This window comes from Pseudomonas fragariae (ex Marin et al. 2024) (genome assembly GCF_059621105.1).
Genome location: NZ_CM184369.1, coordinates 94,879 through 112,207, shown reverse-complemented (window position 1 = coordinate 112,207; position 17,329 = coordinate 94,879). Strand labels below are relative to the sequence as shown.

Below are 17,329 nucleotides of genomic sequence, written 5' to 3'. Positions count from 1 at the left end.
CCATGATGCGACCCGAAGCCAAAGTCGAAAAAGTGTACCTATAACTCAATCCGGTGGACTTTCGAAAATACATCGACGGACTTGCTGCGCGGGTCAAGCTGGATATCAACGTCGTCGTGTTCGACCCCGTGCTTTTTGTTTTTCTGAATCGTCCTAGTAACCGGGTGAAAATCTTGTACTGGGAGCGCAACGGCTTCTGCGGTTGGCTCAAGCGTCTGGAGTCCGAGCGTTTCAAAACGTCTCCCGATGAGACGGATGAGGCGATCGTGCTGACGGTGCAAGAGTTGAATGTATCCGAGACACGTCGGTAGAGGATTACGAAGCCTTGTCGCCGTGGAGCTGATCGCCAGAGATGCTCGGTAAACCAGCCCTCATTTTTTGCTAGGCGAGGTTCGTAGCGCGGATAATTTATAAGAAGGGTCTGATAGGAAATATTATATATCGTCGTTTGAGTTAGAAGTTTTTCTACTCGCCCTAGCGTCTTCCGTCCCTCGAGCAAACACATATCCTGCGATAGTACCAAGCAATGTACCCAAAATCTCCTTGCTTAACTTCTCACCAGTACCCAAAATAATTATTGTAATCAGCATAAATGCCATACCAACAACCTCTACAAGAGATCTATTTACTATTAAAGATTTCGCGACATCATCTGAAAAGACTTTTAACCCAAGAAACAGAAATAGCAATACACCTATCATTCCATAAACAGCATATACTAGTCTAATGTCTGTGCTTTCGCGGCGAGCCTCATCTTGTTTCTCTAGCTTTTTGAATTCTAGTATAAAGCTAGATAACGCCTTTCTCTTGTCGTTCAAGCTCTCTTTTTCCTGTGTGCGAATATTTTTCAAAGCTAGCTCGGCTGCAATTTTTCCATTAACAATTGCTTCGAAATACCCATCTTGAATAGATGAATAGATAGAGTCATAATCTTTTGAAATCAAGAGCTTTAACTCAGAAATGTTGGCATCTAGTTCATTTTCGTCGATGTCTTCCCGTTCGTCTATAAACATTCTGCCAGTTGGTGAACGTCCTTCAAATATTAGTCCTACTGGGCCGCTTTTTGATTTAAACGCTTCTGAATACTTTGCCATCACGTCACTAGCAGCAGTTCTAGCAGCCTTTAAGTAGCCAGAGTCCACCGCAGAATCTCTTTCAAAATAAAAATCTAACGTTGAGCGACTCCAGAAATTTCCTTTTACGTCCATCGCACCCTCTAGTGATTGGCTTAAAAACACTAAAGCTTGTCGATATTTCTCCTGATTGACTTCGTTCCCTTTAAAGCTTTCGACAATCGCCTTCCCTTTTTTCCAATTACTTTCCGATATGGTGCCTTTTGGGGTCTTCTGTAATTGAGCGTTTTGAATTTTTTCCAACAAATCATCAAGGATTTTTATGTTGCGCTCATAAGCTCTTATGTCGGCTTTGGCTTGTCGTAGGTCATCTTCAACTAATGGGGCAACAATGTTTTCGCCAACCTCGTCTGCTAATATGATTTGGCTAAACAGAAGGCATGTGAATATTAGCGATTTTTTGAAGTTCATAAAACCCTATGGAATGTGCCTCAGCTTCTTTAAAGCTGGAAATGAGAATACATTTATTTTTCAAAAAAATATTAGCTAGCAGCCAAAAAATTAGACCTAAATTACGTTGAGCAATTGCCATTTTGAGGTTTTTTGACTGCCATCCGAGCGGGAAGCTCCTGTTGACGAAGATATGTGGTGCACTCTGCAGAGCATGTTATCCCTTACCAATTTGGATCCCTTTTAATTAGCCAGATGCTAGCAGGCCTGAATGGCAGTTGTCTTGCCAAATCGGTTAGCCCTGAACTTAATAGGGAATCCAAACGACGACTTTTGGCCGAAAGCAGGCTGCTACTCGGGAGGAGCGGAGCTACAGATTTGGTGTCATGTTTTCACGAGGTTGTGTGCTAGGGCCTAGATTGTTCATTTTGTGCAAAAACAAAAAAGCCCGCACAAGGCGGGCTTCGGGCATTTCATAGACTGTCCACAACTCAAGACATATCCAGACTGCAAAATATGGTGCACCAGGCGGGATTCGAACCCACGACCCCTGCCTTCGGAGGGCAGTACTCTATCCAGCTGAGCTACTGGTGCGACGCGGGCGCCATGATACTCACATGGGTACGGGGCGTCCAGTTGCGGGCGGTGTGCGACACAAATCATCCGCCTTTCATCACCCCACACCCACCTCCACCCACAAAGGATCAGACCTGCGCTTCCGGCACGGCTGCGTGATGGTGCATGATGCTCCCCATACCACTCCGTCAGATCGTTCTCACCGAGGGCCTCTTATCAATCAGTTCAAAAGCATCGAGCGCAGCCCGTGCCGCGTTCTTATTACCGGGGCCAGTATCGCGGGGTGTGCCGCGGCCTGGTGGCTGACGCAGCGCGATTGCGATGTCACGGTTGTCGAGCAGGCGCCTGCCTTTCGCGATGGCGGGCAGAATGTGGATGTGCGGGGCGCGGCTCGGGAGGTCTTGCGCCTGATGGGGCTTGAGCAGGCGGTGAAGGAGCTCAACACCGGCGAGACGGGGCTTGCGTGGGTCGATGAGGATAACCACACGGCGGCGCGCATCGATCTGGCTGGTCTGGACGGGGACGGCCCGACGGCTGAACTTGAGGTGTTGCGCGGTGACCTTGCGCGTCTGCTGTATGAGGCGTCGTCTGCTGATGCGTTCTATCGCTTCGGTGATCGCATCGTCTCGGTCGAGCACGATGCGGAGGGCGTGTCGGTTACGTTCGAGGGCGGTGGCGAGGAGCGTTTTGATCTGTTGATCATTGCCGAGGGTGTCGGCTCGCGTACGCGGGAGCTGGTGTTCCCCGGCGAGAACCAGCCGCGCCGGATGGATTTGGCGTGCGCGTTCTTTACCGTGCCTCGTGCGCCGACCGATAGCCAGACCGCGCGCTGGTATAGCGCGGTGGGCGGTCGCAGTGCGGGTGTTCGTCCGGACAATCGCGGTACGACGCGTGCGTTCTTTAATGTGCAGGGCCGAAGCCACCTGACGGTCGGCAACAGCGTTGCCGAGCAGAAAGCGTTTCTTCGCGCGTCGTTTGCAGGCGCGGGCTGGGAGGTGCCTCGTCTGCTGGAAGGGATGGAGGCTGCGGAGGATTTCTGGTTCGATGACTTGCGTCAGGTGAAGATCGATCGCTGGTCGAATGGCCCGGTGGTCCTGCTGGGCGATGCGGCGTGGTGTGTCACGCCGCTGGGTGGAGTCGGCGCTTCGTTGTCGCTGATTGGCGCGTATGTGCTGGCGGGCGAACTCACCAAGACCGATACCATTGCCGAGGCGCTTGCCTCGTACGAATATGTCCTGCGCCCTGTGGTGAAAAAGTCGCAGAGCGTGCCGAAACTCGTGCCGCGTCTGGTCCATCCTCGCACTCAGACCGGGGTGAAGATCCTGCGCGCCGTGCAGCGGCTGGTGGCAACGCCCTTTATCAGCAAGCGTGCTGCCAGGTCGCTGACCCCGGCGGTGCAGTCGTTCACGCTTCCGGATTATCGATAGCGCTACAGGCGTGGGTTTATGCCTGCGCCACAGGGAGAATAAAAAATGGAATCGCTACAACAGTGGCTCAGCTTCGCGATGATTGCCTTGTTCGTTACGCTCACGCCGGGGCCTGCGGTGATCATGGCGCTGTCGAATTCAATCACCCACGGCCCGGCGCGGGCGATGGTCGGTTCGCTCGGCAACGCTCTGGGCTTGATCGTGGTTGCCACGGCGGTAACGGCCGGGCTGGGCGCGATCCTGGTAGCGTCCGCGAGTGCCTTTCTGGTGCTGAAAATCGCTGGCGCGGGGTATCTGGTTTATCTGGGGATCAAGCAGTGGCGTAGCGCGCGCAGTGCATTTGATGCGCTGGCCAACGTGCCCAAAGCGGTGTCCACAGGGGGCCTGTTTATCAAAGGCATCTCGGTGGCGCTGACCAACCCCAAGGCGATCCTGTTTTTCATCGCGTTTCTGCCGCAATTCATCCAGCCCGGCACCTTTCAGGTGGAGCAGACGGGCGTGTTGATCGTGACCTTCGCCGGCTGCTCTGTGGTTGCTCACGTCTTTTATGTGCTGCTGGCACAGACGCTCAAGCGCCATCTCAATTCGGCCCGCAGGCGCCAGAACGTCAATCGGGTGTTTGGCGCGTCGTTTATTGGTCTGGGGTTGAGCCTGTTCACGTTGAAGGGCAGGGCCGCCTGACTCCACCGCACAGGGAAGATGCCTCTGCGTCGCGGCTCGACGCTGATCAGAAAACCACACACCTTCCTGCGCCCGTTCTTTTTTTCGAACGGGCTATTGTCCTTTCCCCCCGCAATGCCTAGGATTCGTTTGAGATTTCAAACGCTCTTGTTCGGTCTTCCTGCTTTCATGCGTTGCGCAGCGCTGGAACCCGATGGAATGTTTTCCTGACGATGGCTTCCAAATGGGGTGCATCGATATCAATTGTTCGCGTCGCCTGTCGGGCGATGCTGTTTAGGAGGCCGACATGCAGCTCAAAGATTCCACACTGTTCCGCCAGCAAGCCTACATCAACGGCCAATGGCTGGACGCGGACGGTGGTCAGTCGATCAAGGTCAACAACCCTGCCAACAACGAGATCCTCGGCACGGTGCCAAAAATGGGCGCAGCCGAGACGCGTCGGGCGATTGAGGCGGCTGACAAGGCGCTGCCGGCCTGGCGTGCGCTGACCGCCAAAGAGCGTGGCAACAAGTTGCGCCGCTGGTTCGAGCTGATGATCGAGAACCAGGACGACCTGGGTCTGCTGATGACGCTGGAGCAGGGCAAGCCGCTGGCCGAAGCCAAGGGCGAGATCACCTACGCTGCGTCGTTCATCGAGTGGTTCGCCGAAGAAGCCAAGCGTGTGTATGGCGATGTGATCCCTGGTCACCAGCCTGACAAGCGCCTGATCGTGCTCAAGCAGCCGATTGGTGTGACGGCGGCGATCACCCCGTGGAACTTCCCGGCGGCGATGATCACGCGCAAGGCCGGCCCGGCACTGGCGGCGGGCTGCACCATGGTGCTCAAGCCTGCGTCGCAAACGCCATTCTCGGCACTGGCCCTGGCTGAACTGGCCGAGCGTGCGGGTATCCCGGCTGGCGTGTTCAGCGTGGTAACCGGCAGCGCAGGCGATATCGGTGCCGAGCTGACCGGTAACCCGATCGTGCGCAAACTGTCCTTCACCGGCTCGACCGACATTGGTCGCCAGCTGATGGCCGAGTGCGCCAAGGACATCAAGAAGGTTTCCCTGGAGCTGGGCGGTAACGCGCCTTTCATCGTGTTCGACGATGCCGACCTCGACAAGGCGGTCGAAGGCGCGATGATCTCCAAGTACCGCAACAACGGCCAGACCTGCGTGTGCGCCAACCGCATCTACGTGCAGGACGCGGTGTATGACGCGTTCGCCGAGAAGCTCAAGGCCGCAGTCGGCAAGCTGAAGATCGGTAACGGCCTGGAAGAAGGCGTCACCACCGGCCCGTTGATCGACGACAAGGCGGTGGCCAAGGTCAAGGAACACATCGCCGACGCCGTCAGCAAGGGCGCAACCGTGCTGACCGGTGGCAACAGCCTGGAAGGCTCGTTCTTCGAGCCGACCATTCTGGTCAACGTGTCTAAAGATGCCGCCGTGGCCCGGGAAGAAACCTTTGGTCCGCTGGCCCCGCTGTTCCGCTTCAAGGACGAGGCCGAAGTGATCGCGATGGCCAATGACACCGAGTTTGGTCTGGCGTCGTACTTCTACGCGCAGAACATGAGCCGCGTGTTCCGTGTCGCCGAAGCGCTGGAATATGGCATGGTGGGTATCAACACCGGGCTGATCTCCAACGAGCTGGCACCGTTCGGCGGTATCAAGTCGTCCGGCCTGGGCCGTGAAGGCTCCAAGTACGGCATCGAAGATTATCTGGAAATCAAATACCTCTGCCTGTCGGTCTGACCGACACTCGGGTATTGCAGCCGATGGCGCGCGAGAGCGACGTGTCATCGGCTTTTGTTGCACCGCAGTTTCCTGGTGGCCTGAAGGCTGCAGCAGTCGATCATCGTATGCTGCCGCAGTTGATCCGGTCCGCTTGATCCTTGACCCACGCCGACCGATGAGCGGCGAATGAGGAATACATGAGCAAGACTAACGAATCCCTGATGCAACGCCGTCATGCAGCCGTCCCGCGTGGCGTTGGTCAGATCCACCCGATCTTCGCTGCTTCGGCGAAGAACGCGACCGTTACCGACGTTGAAGGTCGTGAGTTCATCGACTTCGCCGGCGGTATTGCCGTGCTGAACACCGGTCACCTGCACCCGAAGATCATCGCCGCGGTGCAAGAGCAGCTGACCAAGCTGAGCCACACCTGCTTCCAGGTACTGGCCTACGAGCCTTACGTCGAGCTGTGCGAAAAAATCAACGCCAAGGTGCCAGGCGATTTCGACAAGAAAACCCTGCTGGTGACCACCGGTTCCGAAGCGGTGGAAAACGCCGTGAAGATCGCCCGTGCTGCGACCGGTCGTGCGGGCGTTATCGCCTTCACCGGCGCTTACCACGGCCGCACCATGATGACCCTGGGTCTGACCGGCAAAGTCGTGCCTTACTCGGCCGGCATGGGCCTGATGCCAGGCGGTATCTTCCGCGCGCTGTACCCGTGCGAACTGCATGGCGTGAGCGTGGATGATTCCATCGCCAGCATCGAGCGCATTTTCAAGAATGACGCCGAGCCCAAGGACATTGCTGCAATCATCATCGAACCGGTACAGGGCGAGGGTGGTTTCTATGTGGCGCCGAAGGCCTTCATGCTGCGTCTGCGCGAGCTGTGCGACAAGCACGGCATTCTGCTGATCGCTGACGAAGTGCAGACCGGCGCTGGCCGTACCGGCACGTTCTTCGCGATGGAGCAGATGGGCGTTGCGGCTGACCTGACTACTTTCGCCAAGTCCATCGCAGGCGGCTTCCCGCTGGCGGGCGTGTGCGGCAAGGCTGAATACATGGATGCCATCGCACCCGGCGGTCTGGGCGGCACGTATGCCGGTAGCCCGGTTGCCTGCGCTGCGGCACTGGCGGTGCTGGACATCTTCGAAGAAGAGCACCTGCTGGAACGCTGCAAGGCGGTTGGCGAGCAGTTGGTGACCTCGCTCAAGGCGATGCAGGCCAAGTACCCGGTTATCGGTGAAGTGCGTGCGCTGGGTGCGATGATCGCTGTCGAGCTGTTCGAAGGCGGTGACTCGCACAAGCCTAACGCCGCTGCTGTGGCTCAGGTGGTTGCCAAGGCGCGTGACAAGGGTCTGATTCTGCTGTCCTGCGGTACTTACGGCAACGTGTTGCGCGTGCTGGTGCCGTTGACCGCCGAAGACGAATTGCTGAACCGCGGCCTGGCCATTCTTGACGAATGCTTCGCTGAAATCGCGTAAAAAGTGTGAAGTCATGAATTGATTAATTTATGACCAAACAGACAAAAAAAGCCCGTTTCGACGGGTTTTTTTTGCTTTAGAGCAGGGTATTTCGCTGTTTTGGGTATATCCGGACGTTTGCATTGGCTAAGGTGGTCGCATTGACATCGGAGAGTCATGATGACCGCTGTAGTTTTGCCCGCCGTTCCTCGCGTACTGATAGCCGAGTCTGATCCGTGGGTTCGCGAGACGCTTAGCGACCTGGTGCTGGGCGTGCGTGCGGATATCGAGCTGGAGATGTGCTCCGATGGCAAACAGGCCGTCGAGTGGATGAAAAAACACCTGCCGGACCTGATCATCGCCGCCCGCGAGCTGCCGGGGATCGATGGCCTGAGCCTGCTGCGGGGCGTGCGCAATCTGCGTCGTCAGCCCGCCATCCCGTTCATTCTGATCAGCAATCGCAATGACAGCGCCAGCGTGCGCGAGGTCGTGCCGCTGGCGCCGACTGCCTACCTGACCAAACCACTGAATACCGAAGGGCTGCGCCAGCGTCTTGAAGGCCTGCTGCTGGAACGCAGCGCCCCGGTTGCGGGTGCGGTGCCCGCGCTGACGCCGGGTCTGACCCTGACCAAGTTTCTCGACAAACGCCGCGACATAGCCGATGGCGCGCCGCTGTTCGTCGATGTCGCCACGGCGGTGACGCTCAGCCAGACCGCCAGCGGCATCGACGCCGCCCTGCTGGAGCAGGAACTGCGCAACGATCCGCACATCACCGCAGTACTGATCGCAGCCGCCAACACGGCGGCGCAGCATCTGGGCAAGCCGATTCAGACCATGGGCGGGGCGCTGGCCATTCTCGGGCCAGTGCAGGGCGCCAATATCGCGTCCGGTCTGGGCAAAAAGCGTATGGCGGTGCTGACCAACGACGCGTTGCTGGCCAAGGCCCATGAGCTGTGGACCCTGTCGCAGCGCACGGCTGATTACGCGCGCATCCTGGGCGGCATGCTGGAGCTAGATGCGGAGCGCTGCTTTAGCGCCGGACTGTTGCAGTCGCTGGGCGATCTGGCGGTATTGGGTTGTCTGCAGGAGTGGCTGCTGGCTGGCGGCCAACTGGATGAGCAGGTGATCGGGCAGTCTCTGGAGCAATACTCCGCGGCCTTCGGTTCTGCTCTGCGCACCCGCTGGCGTTTGCCGCTGGAACTGCGTGAGCTGATCGCTGCGGTGTATCAGTACAATACCGGCATCTACACACGCGAAGTGCTGGCAATGAACCTGGCGGGGCAGATGGCGCGTCTGGGCGAGGAAGAAAGTGTCACCACGCTGATCAAGACCAAGTCGGCCAAGCTGTTGAAGCTCAGCGTCGGTGACTTGCAGCGCCTGCGCAAGAAGCTGACAGGGGTGACGGATCCGAGTTTGCTGAGGCCGCTGTCTAGCGAAACTGAGGTGGCTGCCGAGGCGGTCGACGACGAGCCTGATCTGCTCGACCTGGCACCTGAGGCACCTGCTGAAGCGCCTGCTGCACTTGAGGATCAGGCAGACGCTGTTCAGGGTCCGCCCGAGAAGTAAAAGCCCCACTGACGCCTTCGCGAGCAAGGTACCGCGTACTCCTGTAGGAGCGAACTTGTTCGCGAAGGCGGTATTCCTGACGCAGAAAATCCATCGACTGTAACGGCCTCTTCGCGGACAAGTCCGCTCCTACAAGGCACCGCGTACTCCCGTAGGAGCGAACTTGTTCGCGAAGGCGGTATTCCTGACGCAGAAAATCCATCGACTGTAACGGCCTCTTCGCGGACAAGTCCGCTCCTACAGGGCACCGCGTACTCCTGTAGGAGCGAACTTGTTCGCGAAGGCGGTATTCCTGACGCAGAAAATCCATCGACTTTACCGGCCTCTTCGCGGACAAGTCCGCTCCTACAGGGCACCGCGTACTCCCGTAGGAGCGAACTTGTTCGCGAAGGCGGTATTCCTGACGCAGAAAATCCATCGACTTTACCGGCCTCTTCGCGGACAAGTCCGCTCCTACAAGGCACCGCGTACTCCCGTAGGAGCGAACTTGTTCGCGAAGGCGGTATTCCTGACGCAGAAAATCCATCGACTTTACCGGCCTCTTCGCGGACAAGTCCGCTCCTACAGGGCACCGCGTACTCCCGTAGGAGCGAACTTGTTCGCGAAGGCTACATTCCTGACGCAGAAAATCCATCGACTGTACCGGCCTCTTCGCGGACAAGTCCGCTCCTACAGGGCACCGCGTACTCCCGTAGGAGCGAACTTGTTCGCGAAGGCTACATTCCTGACGCAGAAAATCCATCGACTTTACCGGCCTCTTCGCGGACAAGTCCGCTCCTACAGGGCACCGCGTACTCCCGTAGGAGCGAACTTGTTCGCGAAGGCTATATTCCAAACGCAGCCAATGCATTGGATGTACCGCCCTCTTCGCGGACAAGTCCGCTCCTACAGGGCACCGCGCACTCCCGTAGGTGAACTTGTTCGCGAAGGCGGTATTCCTGACGCAGAAAATCCATCGACTTTACCGGCCTCTTCGCGGACAAGTCCGCTCCTACAAGGCACCGCGTACTCCCGTAGGAGCGAACTTGTTCGCGAAGGCGGTATTCCTGACGCAGAAAATCCATCGACTGCACCGCCCTCTTCGCGGACAAGTCCGCTCCTACAGGGCACCGCGTACTCCCGTAGGAGCGAACTTGTTCGCGAAGGCGGTATTCCTGACGCAGAAAATCCATCGATTGTAACGGCCTCTTCGCGGACAAGTCCGCTCCTACAGGGCACCGCGTACTCCTGTAGGAGCGAACTTGTTCGCGAAGGCGGTATTCCTGACGCAGAAAATCCATCGACTGTAACGGCCTCTTCGCGGACAAGTCCGCTCCTACAGGGCACCGCGTACTCCCGTAGGAGCGAACTTGTTCGCGAAGGCTACATTCCTGACGCAGAAAATCCATCGACTGTACCGGCCTCTTCGCGGACAAGTCCGCTCCTACAGGGCACCGCAGACTCCCACAGGTGTATGTACTCCAACTGAAGGGGCAGCAGTACGCCTTGTTCGCGAAGGGGCCAATCGTGCTTTCTACATTCGGGAAAGCATTTCAGACCAGTACGATCTGATTCTTGCCCTGGCGTTTGGCCTGATACATCGCGGCGTCGGCGCGGCCGTAGAGGGTTTCGAGGCTTGGGTCGTCCGGGCCCAGATTGGTCAGGCCCTGGCTTGCAGTGATGCTGAAGGTGGTGCCAGCGGACTGGAAGTTCTGACGCTGGATCTCGCGTTGCAGGCGCTCGGCGATCTGCATGGCCATGTCCGGCGCACAGCCGGGGAATACCGCAGCGAACTCTTCGCCACCGATACGCCCGAACAGGTCACCCCGCCTCAATGCCGAACGACCGCTTTCGGCGATGCGTTGCAGCACGGTATCGCCTTCCTGATGGCCGTAGGTGTCGTTCACCAGCTTGAAGTCATCGATATCCAGCAGCAGAAACGCCAGCGGCGTGCCATTGAGGCGAGCCAGTTCGAACTCGCGCTGGGCGCATTCGAAAAAGTGCCGGCGGTTGCTGCTCTGGGTCAGCACATCGGTGGTCGCCAGGCGTTGCAGCTCATTCTCGAGCTGCTTCTTCTCGGTGATGTCTTCGGCGATGCCCACCACGATCAGACGCTGGCTGGCGTCGGCGCGATGGCTGACGAAGCATTTGTCGCTGAGCCAGCGCACTTCGCCGTCCGCACGAATGATCCGGTACTCGCGATCCTCGATCGAGCCTTTCTCGATGACCTCGTTGAGGCTGCGCTCGGCGTAGTTCAGGTCATCGGGGTAGATGCTGTCGCGCCACTCACTGTAGTCAGCCAGCAGCAGGCCCGCCGAACGACCGAAGATGCGCTCGTAGGCCGGGCTGACATAGATCATGTGCTGGGTTTCCCAGTCGAACGCCCACAAAACAGCGTTCACACTCACCAGCAACGAGCTGAACAATTGTTCACGCTCGCTCAGGCGTGCGACTTCTGCCTGAGCGTGCATCAGGGCTAACAGGGTTTCTGCGGCTGCGGGCATATCAGTGATCGGTGTGCCGGGTAGGGAGGTGGGAGGCTGCTTTTCCATAAGAACCATCTCAAGCGTTTACGGCCAGTGAGGCGCCCTGTCCCGATTGGCGGGAAAGTTGATGAGATAGAGGGGGAGGGGATAAGTTCCGGGACCGGCGCGCCAGGGGAAGGCGCGCCGATCAACGGTTCAAGCGTGCGCGGGGCGTAGCGAGTAGGTTTTCAGCTGGTCGGCAAACTCGCGCAACGAGTGAATACCACTGGCTTCGGCCTCGTGAATCCACTCTTTCATGGCCGAAAGCATGTCGTGACCGTTGCTGCTGGTCTTGACCCAGATCTGCTGCAAGGCAAGGCGTTTTTCGTAGATCACCCTCAGCGCATGGCTGTGTTCCAGCATGGTCTGGATACGCAGGTGATGCTTGTCATCGAGCAGGCTAGTCTCACGCGACAGCAGGCGCTTGGCGCGGCGGAACTGATGACGCACCGATTCGTCGGCCTTGGCCAGTTCCTGGGCAACCAGCGGCGCGATCACCAGCTTGCGGTACTGCGCCATGATCTGGAAACGGTTGTTGAGGATCGCCATCGCGGTGTCCATGTCCATGTGGCCCTTGCCTTCGACCCGATGGGCAATAGGCGCGACCCGCTGGACCTTGGCCAGACGCAGGAAGCTGAAGACCTTGATCCACGCCCAGCCCATGTCGAATTCCCAGGGTTTGACCGACAGCTTGGCCGAGTTGGGATAGGTGTGGTGATTGTTGTGCAGTTCTTCGCCGCCGATCACGATGCCCCACGGCACCAGATTGGTGGCCGCATCACGGCATTCGAAGTTGCGATAGCCGACCGCATGACCCAGACCGTTGACCACGCCGGCAGCCCAGAAGGGAATCCACATCATCTGCACGGCCCAGACCGTGATACCGAGGACACCGAACAGCGCCACATCGATCACCGCCATCAGGGCAATGCCCAGCAGCTTGTAGCGCGAATACAGATTGCGCTCGATCCAGTCTTCCGGGCAGTTCTTGCCGTAGATACGCAGGGTGTCCTGGTTCTGCGCTTCCTCGCGGTACAGCTCGGCGCCCTTGCGCAGCACGGTGGACAGACCCTTGACGACCGGGCTGTGCGGGTCATCGACAGTTTCGCATTTTGCGTGGTGTTTGCGGTGGATGGCTGTCCACTCGCGAGTATTCTGGGCAGTGGTCAGCCACAGCCAGAAGCGGAAGAAGTGTTTCAGACCCGCGTTGAGCTCAAGTGAGCGGTGGGCTGAATAGCGGTGCAGATAGACCGTGACGCCAATGATCGTTACATGGGTCATGACCAGCGTGACCGCTATTAACTGCCAGACGGAAAGGTCGAGCAAACCGTTGTACAACATAGGCTGTTTGGCCCTCGTAGAAAACCTGTGAAGAAAAAAGTCGCAACAGCATTATCACTGACATTGCTCAGAAAACCAGTCACCCTTGCACATAAGCGTCGCAGGATGTTTCTTGCTTTATAATCCAGACCTTTCTCAAGGCCCGCTTTTTTATGTCCGATTATTCCCGTAACGCGCTGCGAACCGCCGTTCTGTATGGGCTACTGTCGATTCTGTGGTTCGCGACAGGCAGCGCCCTGCTGTCTTTTTTCGTCAAGGATCCGGCTCGACTGGCCGTCGGACAACAGATGATCGGTTACGGCTGGGCGTTGCTCAGTACCGTCATGATCTTTATTGCACGTGACAGATTGAAGGCCATCGTCGGCGGCGAAGCGCAGTTCGAGCGTCAACAGCAGGACTATGACCGGCTGCTGCTGGCGGCGGTGGTGTTCGACAGCACGCGTGAGGGCGTACTGGTCAGTGATGCCGAAGGGCGCATTGTCCATGTAAATCGTGCGTTTGTGGACATCACCGGCTATCAGGCCGACGAGGTGCTGGGCTTCAACCCCAGCAAGTTCAAGTCTGGTCGTCATGGCCCCGAGTTTTATCGGCAGATGTACCACTCGCTGCAGAGTGCCGGGCAGTGGAGCGGCGAAATCTGGAACCGACGCAAAAGCGGCGAGATCTATCCGCAGTGGCAAACCATCCGCAGCATCAAGGGTGAGGACGGGCAGCCCAGGCATTTTGTCGCGGTGTTTTCCGACATCACGGCCATCAAGCGCTCCGAGCAGGAGTTGGCGCAACTGGCCCATTACGATGCGCTGACCGAGTTGCCCAATCGTCTGCTGCTGACCGACCGGATCAGCCAGGCGCTGACCTCGGCGCGCTCCAGCAGGCGCGGCTGTGCGCTGCTGGTGGTCGACCTGGACAACTTCAGAAACATCAACGACAGCCTTGGCCATAACATCGGCGACGAAGTGCTCAAGGCGGCTGCCGAACGTCTCAATACGCTGGCCGACAGCGGCATGACGGTCTCGCGGCTGGGCGGTGACGAATTCGCGCTGCTGGTCAAAAACTGTACACACATGGTGCATGCCGCAGCGCTCGCGCAGCAGGTGATCAATGCCTTCAAAGCGCCGTACCCCATTGCCGGGCATCAGTTGTTCGTCACTGCCAGTATCGGTATCAGCCTGTTTCCCGGTGATGCGCTGACTGCCGAGCAGTTGTTGCGCAATGCCGATTCGGCGCTGTTCAAGGCCAAGACCGATGGCCGCGAAGGGTTTGCGCTGTACACCGAAGAGCTGACCGCCCAAGCCCAGCAACGGGTGCAACTGGCCAGCGAGTTGCGTCAGGCGATCGAGCAGGACGAATTGCGGGTCTTCTACCAACCGGTTTACGACCTGGTGACCGGGCGTATCTGCGCGGTCGAAGCGCTGGTGCGCTGGCAGCACCCGACCCGTGGCATGGTGTCGCCCGGCGATTTCATCCCGATTGCCGAGCAGAACGGGCTCATCGCCGATATCGATGCCTGGGTATTGAATACCGCCTGTCGGCAGATGCAGGCCTGGCTGGCAGAAGGCGTCTCGATTGCGTCCGTCGCGGTCAATGTATCCAGCCGTCTGTTCAGTCGTGGCGATGTCGATCGGCAAGTGGCTGAGGTCTTGAACGAGACCGGCCTCGATCCGGCATTTCTTGAGCTGGAAGTCACTGAAAGTGCCGTCATGGAGGACCCTGAACAGGCCATCGAGCAATTGCATCGCCTGCGTGAACTGGGCCTGAGCCTGGCCATCGATGATTTCGGCACAGGCTACTCATCGCTGCTGCGGCTCAAGAGCATGCCGGTGCAAAAGCTCAAGATCGATCAGGGTTTCGTGGCCGGGCTGCCGGGCGATGTGGATGACATCGCGATTGTAAGGGCGGTCATCGCGCTGGCTTCGAGCCTGGGCATGCGTGTCCTGGCCGAGGGGATCGAGCACGCCAATCAGGCTTCATTTCTGTTAAGCAACGGTTGTGAGTTGGGCCAGGGCTACTGGTTTGCCCGGCCCATGGCGGCGCAATCGATTGATTGGACGCACGCGCCCGCGTTCAACTAGTTCAGCCCTCTCTGACAACGCTCGTCCGGGTGTGCAATGCACCCTGACAGACTCACGCCGCTCTAAAGTCTTTTTGGTTATATCTGCATTCTTAAATAGTCTTTTTAAGAATATCCGCACCTCACTATTATTGCCTCACCGCCATACGCCATCGCCCCCAGTCGCGAAGGCCGGCCTCTCACTTCTCAAGGAATAAGACAATGAGCGCATCTCTACGTAGTGTTGACGGTCAGGACGAAGCAGCCATTCTGCGTGAAATTCAGAGTGCGTTGCGTGACCTGCGTTTTGGTGCCGTCGAAATCACCGTGCACAACGCACAAGTGGTGCAGATCGAGCGCAAGGAAAAGTTTCGTTTGCAGAACCCTGCCAAGCAGAACTGAAGCGGCAATCACCCGACTGGTCAACCGGAGGGTTTCATCCTGACTCCTGATACCCCCTGAAAAAAAGCAGCGCGCCCGTGCGGATGCCGTTCTGACGCGCCAAGAAGAAATCAAAAAAGCCAACACACCGTATTTCCAGGAGCTTCAATCTATGTCCATTCGCCGTTTTGCGCTGGCGGCTCTCGCCAGTGCTGTTTTCGCAGGTTCGGCTGTCGCCAAGGATTACGAACTGCTCAACGTGTCCTACGATCCGACCCGCGAGCTGTATCAGGACTACAACGCAGAATTCGTCAATTTCTGGAAAAAATCCCACCCGGACGACAAGGTCGAGATCAAGCAATCTCACGGCGGCTCGGGCAAGCAGGCGCGTGGCGTGATCGACGGCCTGCGTGCCGACGTGGTGACCCTGGCACTGGCCGGTGACATCGACGAAATCGCCAGGCTCGGCAAGACCCTGCCGGAAAACTGGCAGACCCGCCTGCCGGACGCGAGCACGCCGTACACCTCGACCATCGTGTTTCTGGTGCGCAAGGGCAACCCGAAAGGCATCAAGGACTGGGGCGACCTGACCAAGGAAGGCGTCTCGGTGATCACCCCCAACCCGAAAACCTCGGGCGGTGCACGCTGGAACTTCCTGGCCGCCTGGGCCTACGGCCTGAAGGCGGGCGGCGGTGACGAAGCCAAGGCCAAGGAATACGTACAGACGCTGTTCAAGCACGTGCCGATCCTGGACACCGGCGCACGCGGTTCGACTATCACCTTCGTCAACAACGGTCAGGGTGACGTGCTGCTGGCGTGGGAAAACGAAGCGTTTCTGGCCTTGAAAGAAGACGGCGGCAAGGACAAGTTCGACATCGTCGTACCATCGCTGTCGATCCTTGCCGAACCTCCGGTCGCCGTGGTCGACAAGAACGCCGAGCGGAAAGGCAACAGCGAAATCGCGACTGAATACCTCAAGCACCTGTACAGCAAGGAAGGTCAGGAAATCGCCGCGAAAAACTTCTATCGTCCACGTGATGCCGAAGTGGCCGCCAAGTACGAGAAGCAATTCCCGAAACTCGATCTGGTGACTATCGACAAAGACTTTGGTGGCTGGAAAACTGCGCAGCCGAAGTTTTTCAATGACGGCGGCGTGTTCGATCAGATTTATCAGGCGCAATAAGCCGAATGAGGATGCCGCACCAGCGGCATCACAGGTTTGGCCAAACAGCCCGGATTAACCTCCGGGCTTCGTGCAAGTGAAACCAGGGACTTTTATGTCGCGTCGTATCTCCCCCGTCATACCCGGCTTCGGGCTGACGCTGGGCTACACCTTGGTGTACCTCAGTCTGATTGTGCTAATACCGCTGGCCGCCATGTTCGTACATGCTGCGCAGCTCACCTGGGATCAGTTCTGGACCATCATCACGGCACCTCGCGTGATCGCGGCACTCAAGCTGAGTTTTGGCACCGCCTTTTACGCAGCCCTCATCAACGGGGTGATCGGCACACTGCTGGCCTGGGTGCTGGTGCGCTACACCTTCCCCGGCCGCAAGATCATCGATGCGATGATCGATCTGCCATTCGCCCTGCCGACCGCCGTGGCCGGTATCGCCCTGACCGCGCTGTACGCGCCCAACGGCTGGGTCGGCCAGTTCGCGGCTGATCTGGGTTTCAAGATCGCCTACACCCCGTTGGGCATCACCCTGGCGCTGACCTTCGTCACCCTGCCGTTCGTGGTGCGCACCGTGCAGCCTGTGCTGGCCGACATCCCCCGCGAAGTCGAAGAGGCCGCCGCCTGCCTGGGCGCGCGTCCGTTACAGGTGTTTCGCCACATCCTCGTCCCGGCGTTGCTGCCTGCCTGGCTGACCGGCTTCGCACTGGCGTTTGCCCGTGGCGTGGGCGAGTACGGTTCGGTGATTTTCATCGCCGGCAACATGCCGATGAAAACCGAGATCCTGCCGCTGCTGATCATGGTCAAGCTCGACCAGTACGACTACACCGGCGCAACCGCTATCGGCGTGATGATGCTGGTGGTGTCCTTCATTCTGCTGCTGCTGATCAACCTGCTGCAGCGGCGCATTGAAACCCCATCCTGAGGAGGCGCAGAAC

13 protein-coding genes, 1 tRNA gene and 1 pseudogene are annotated in these 17,329 nt (G+C 58.2%); 11 read left to right on the top strand and 4 right to left on the bottom strand.

The genetic code is table 11. From position 1 onward, the window contains the following. Window positions 1-53 precede the first annotated feature (53 nt). Window positions 54-311, top strand: a complete 258-nt coding sequence (tnpB, locus tag AC54XV_RS00500) for an IS66 family insertion sequence element accessory protein TnpB (RefSeq protein ID WP_024641039.1) — start codon at window positions 54-56, stop codon at window positions 309-311. Window positions 312-434: 123 nt separating this feature from the next. Here tnpB and AC54XV_RS00495 read toward each other — a convergent pair whose 3' ends face one another. Both AC54XV_RS00495 and AC54XV_RS00490 read right to left on the bottom strand, forming a co-directional pair. Further along, window positions 435-1,544, bottom strand: a complete 1,110-nt coding sequence (locus AC54XV_RS00495) for a hypothetical protein (protein WP_024641040.1) — start codon at window positions 1,542-1,544, stop codon at window positions 435-437. A 496-nt stretch (window positions 1,545-2,040) separates the two neighbouring features. Then, window positions 2,041-2,117 (bottom strand) — tRNA-Arg (locus AC54XV_RS00490). 140 nt (window positions 2,118-2,257) lie between these two features. Between AC54XV_RS00490 and AC54XV_RS00485 the strand changes: the two genes are divergently transcribed. The 6 genes and pseudogenes from AC54XV_RS00485 to AC54XV_RS00460 form a co-directional block, all read left to right on the top strand. Then, a complete protein-coding gene (locus AC54XV_RS00485; RefSeq protein ID WP_496717597.1) occupies window positions 2,258-3,526 on the top strand; it encodes an FAD-dependent monooxygenase in 1,269 nt (422 codons plus the stop codon). Window positions 3,527-3,571: 45 nt separating this feature from the next. Beyond that, the gene (locus tag AC54XV_RS00480; RefSeq protein WP_496717595.1) at window positions 3,572-4,207 is read left to right on the top strand and encodes a LysE family translocator; all 636 of its coding nucleotides are present in this window, start codon (window positions 3,572-3,574) and stop codon (window positions 4,205-4,207) included. A gap of 286 nt (window positions 4,208-4,493) precedes the next feature. After that, the gene (gabD, locus tag AC54XV_RS00475; RefSeq protein WP_003367662.1) at window positions 4,494-5,936 is read left to right on the top strand and encodes an NADP-dependent succinate-semialdehyde dehydrogenase; all 1,443 of its coding nucleotides are present in this window, start codon (window positions 4,494-4,496) and stop codon (window positions 5,934-5,936) included. A 179-nt stretch (window positions 5,937-6,115) separates the two neighbouring features. Then, window positions 6,116-7,396, top strand: a complete 1,281-nt coding sequence (gene gabT, locus AC54XV_RS00470; RefSeq protein WP_003344741.1) for a 4-aminobutyrate--2-oxoglutarate transaminase — start codon at window positions 6,116-6,118, stop codon at window positions 7,394-7,396. Window positions 7,397-7,555: 159 nt separating this feature from the next. Continuing rightward, window positions 7,556-8,941 carry an HDOD domain-containing protein gene (locus tag AC54XV_RS00465; RefSeq protein ID WP_496717593.1) on the top strand — a complete coding sequence of 462 codons (1,386 nt, stop codon included), beginning with the start codon at window positions 7,556-7,558 and terminating at the stop codon, window positions 8,939-8,941. A gap of 33 nt (window positions 8,942-8,974) precedes the next feature. Then, a pseudogene (locus tag AC54XV_RS00460) lies at window positions 8,975-10,379 on the top strand (urea ABC transporter substrate-binding protein); the annotation flags it as partial. Between the two features lie 94 nt (window positions 10,380-10,473). Here AC54XV_RS00460 and AC54XV_RS00455 read toward each other — a convergent pair. Together AC54XV_RS00455 and desA are read right to left on the bottom strand one after the other, a co-directional pair. Beyond that, entirely contained in the window at window positions 10,474-11,472 is a 999-nt protein-coding gene (locus AC54XV_RS00455; RefSeq protein WP_003401614.1) for a GGDEF domain-containing protein, read from the bottom strand. A gap of 129 nt (window positions 11,473-11,601) precedes the next feature. After that, on the bottom strand, window positions 11,602-12,786 hold the full coding sequence (gene desA / locus AC54XV_RS00450) for a delta-9 fatty acid desaturase DesA (protein ID WP_060409550.1): 1,185 nt from the start codon (window positions 12,784-12,786) through the stop codon (window positions 11,602-11,604). Between the two features lie 152 nt (window positions 12,787-12,938). On the opposite strand from desA, the gene dibA reads away from it, so the two are divergent. The 4 genes from dibA to cysT all read left to right on the top strand — a co-directional run bounded on the left by dibA (window position 12,939) and on the right by cysT (window position 17,316). Then, window positions 12,939-14,858 (top strand): phosphodiesterase DibA, encoded by a 1,920-nt coding sequence (dibA, locus tag AC54XV_RS00445; protein ID WP_024659882.1) that lies wholly within the window; start codon window positions 12,939-12,941, stop codon window positions 14,856-14,858. A 200-nt stretch (window positions 14,859-15,058) separates the two neighbouring features. Then, window positions 15,059-15,238, top strand: coding sequence for a sulfur starvation response protein OscA (gene oscA / locus AC54XV_RS00440; RefSeq protein WP_003367675.1), 180 nt, complete (start codon window positions 15,059-15,061; stop codon window positions 15,236-15,238). Window positions 15,239-15,389: 151 nt separating this feature from the next. Further along, the gene (locus AC54XV_RS00435; protein ID WP_011266175.1) at window positions 15,390-16,400 is read left to right on the top strand and encodes a sulfate ABC transporter substrate-binding protein; all 1,011 of its coding nucleotides are present in this window, start codon (window positions 15,390-15,392) and stop codon (window positions 16,398-16,400) included. A 94-nt stretch (window positions 16,401-16,494) separates the two neighbouring features. Next, window positions 16,495-17,316 (top strand): sulfate ABC transporter permease subunit CysT, encoded by an 822-nt coding sequence (cysT, locus tag AC54XV_RS00430; RefSeq protein ID WP_003421596.1) that lies wholly within the window; start codon window positions 16,495-16,497, stop codon window positions 17,314-17,316. The last annotated feature ends 13 nt before the right edge of the window (window positions 17,317-17,329 follow it).

Coding starts and splice junctions, on each gene's coding strand:
- AC54XV_RS00495 (WP_024641040.1), bottom strand. CDS start 1,544: ATGAACTTCAAAAAATCGCTAATATTCACATGCCTTCTGTTTAGCCAA.
- AC54XV_RS00485 (WP_496717597.1), top strand. CDS start 2,258: ATGGTGCATGATGCTCCCCATACCACTCCGTCAGATCGTTCTCACCGA.
- AC54XV_RS00480 (WP_496717595.1), top strand. CDS start 3,572: ATGGAATCGCTACAACAGTGGCTCAGCTTCGCGATGATTGCCTTGTTC.
- gabD (WP_003367662.1), top strand. CDS start 4,494: ATGCAGCTCAAAGATTCCACACTGTTCCGCCAGCAAGCCTACATCAAC.
- gabT (WP_003344741.1), top strand. CDS start 6,116: ATGAGCAAGACTAACGAATCCCTGATGCAACGCCGTCATGCAGCCGTC.
- AC54XV_RS00465 (WP_496717593.1), top strand. CDS start 7,556: ATGACCGCTGTAGTTTTGCCCGCCGTTCCTCGCGTACTGATAGCCGAG.
- AC54XV_RS00455 (WP_003401614.1), bottom strand. CDS start 11,472: ATGGAAAAGCAGCCTCCCACCTCCCTACCCGGCACACCGATCACTGAT.
- desA (WP_060409550.1), bottom strand. CDS start 12,786: ATGTTGTACAACGGTTTGCTCGACCTTTCCGTCTGGCAGTTAATAGCG.
- dibA (WP_024659882.1), top strand. CDS start 12,939: ATGTCCGATTATTCCCGTAACGCGCTGCGAACCGCCGTTCTGTATGGG.
- oscA (WP_003367675.1), top strand. CDS start 15,059: ATGAGCGCATCTCTACGTAGTGTTGACGGTCAGGACGAAGCAGCCATT.
- AC54XV_RS00435 (WP_011266175.1), top strand. CDS start 15,390: ATGTCCATTCGCCGTTTTGCGCTGGCGGCTCTCGCCAGTGCTGTTTTC.
- cysT (WP_003421596.1), top strand. CDS start 16,495: ATGTCGCGTCGTATCTCCCCCGTCATACCCGGCTTCGGGCTGACGCTG.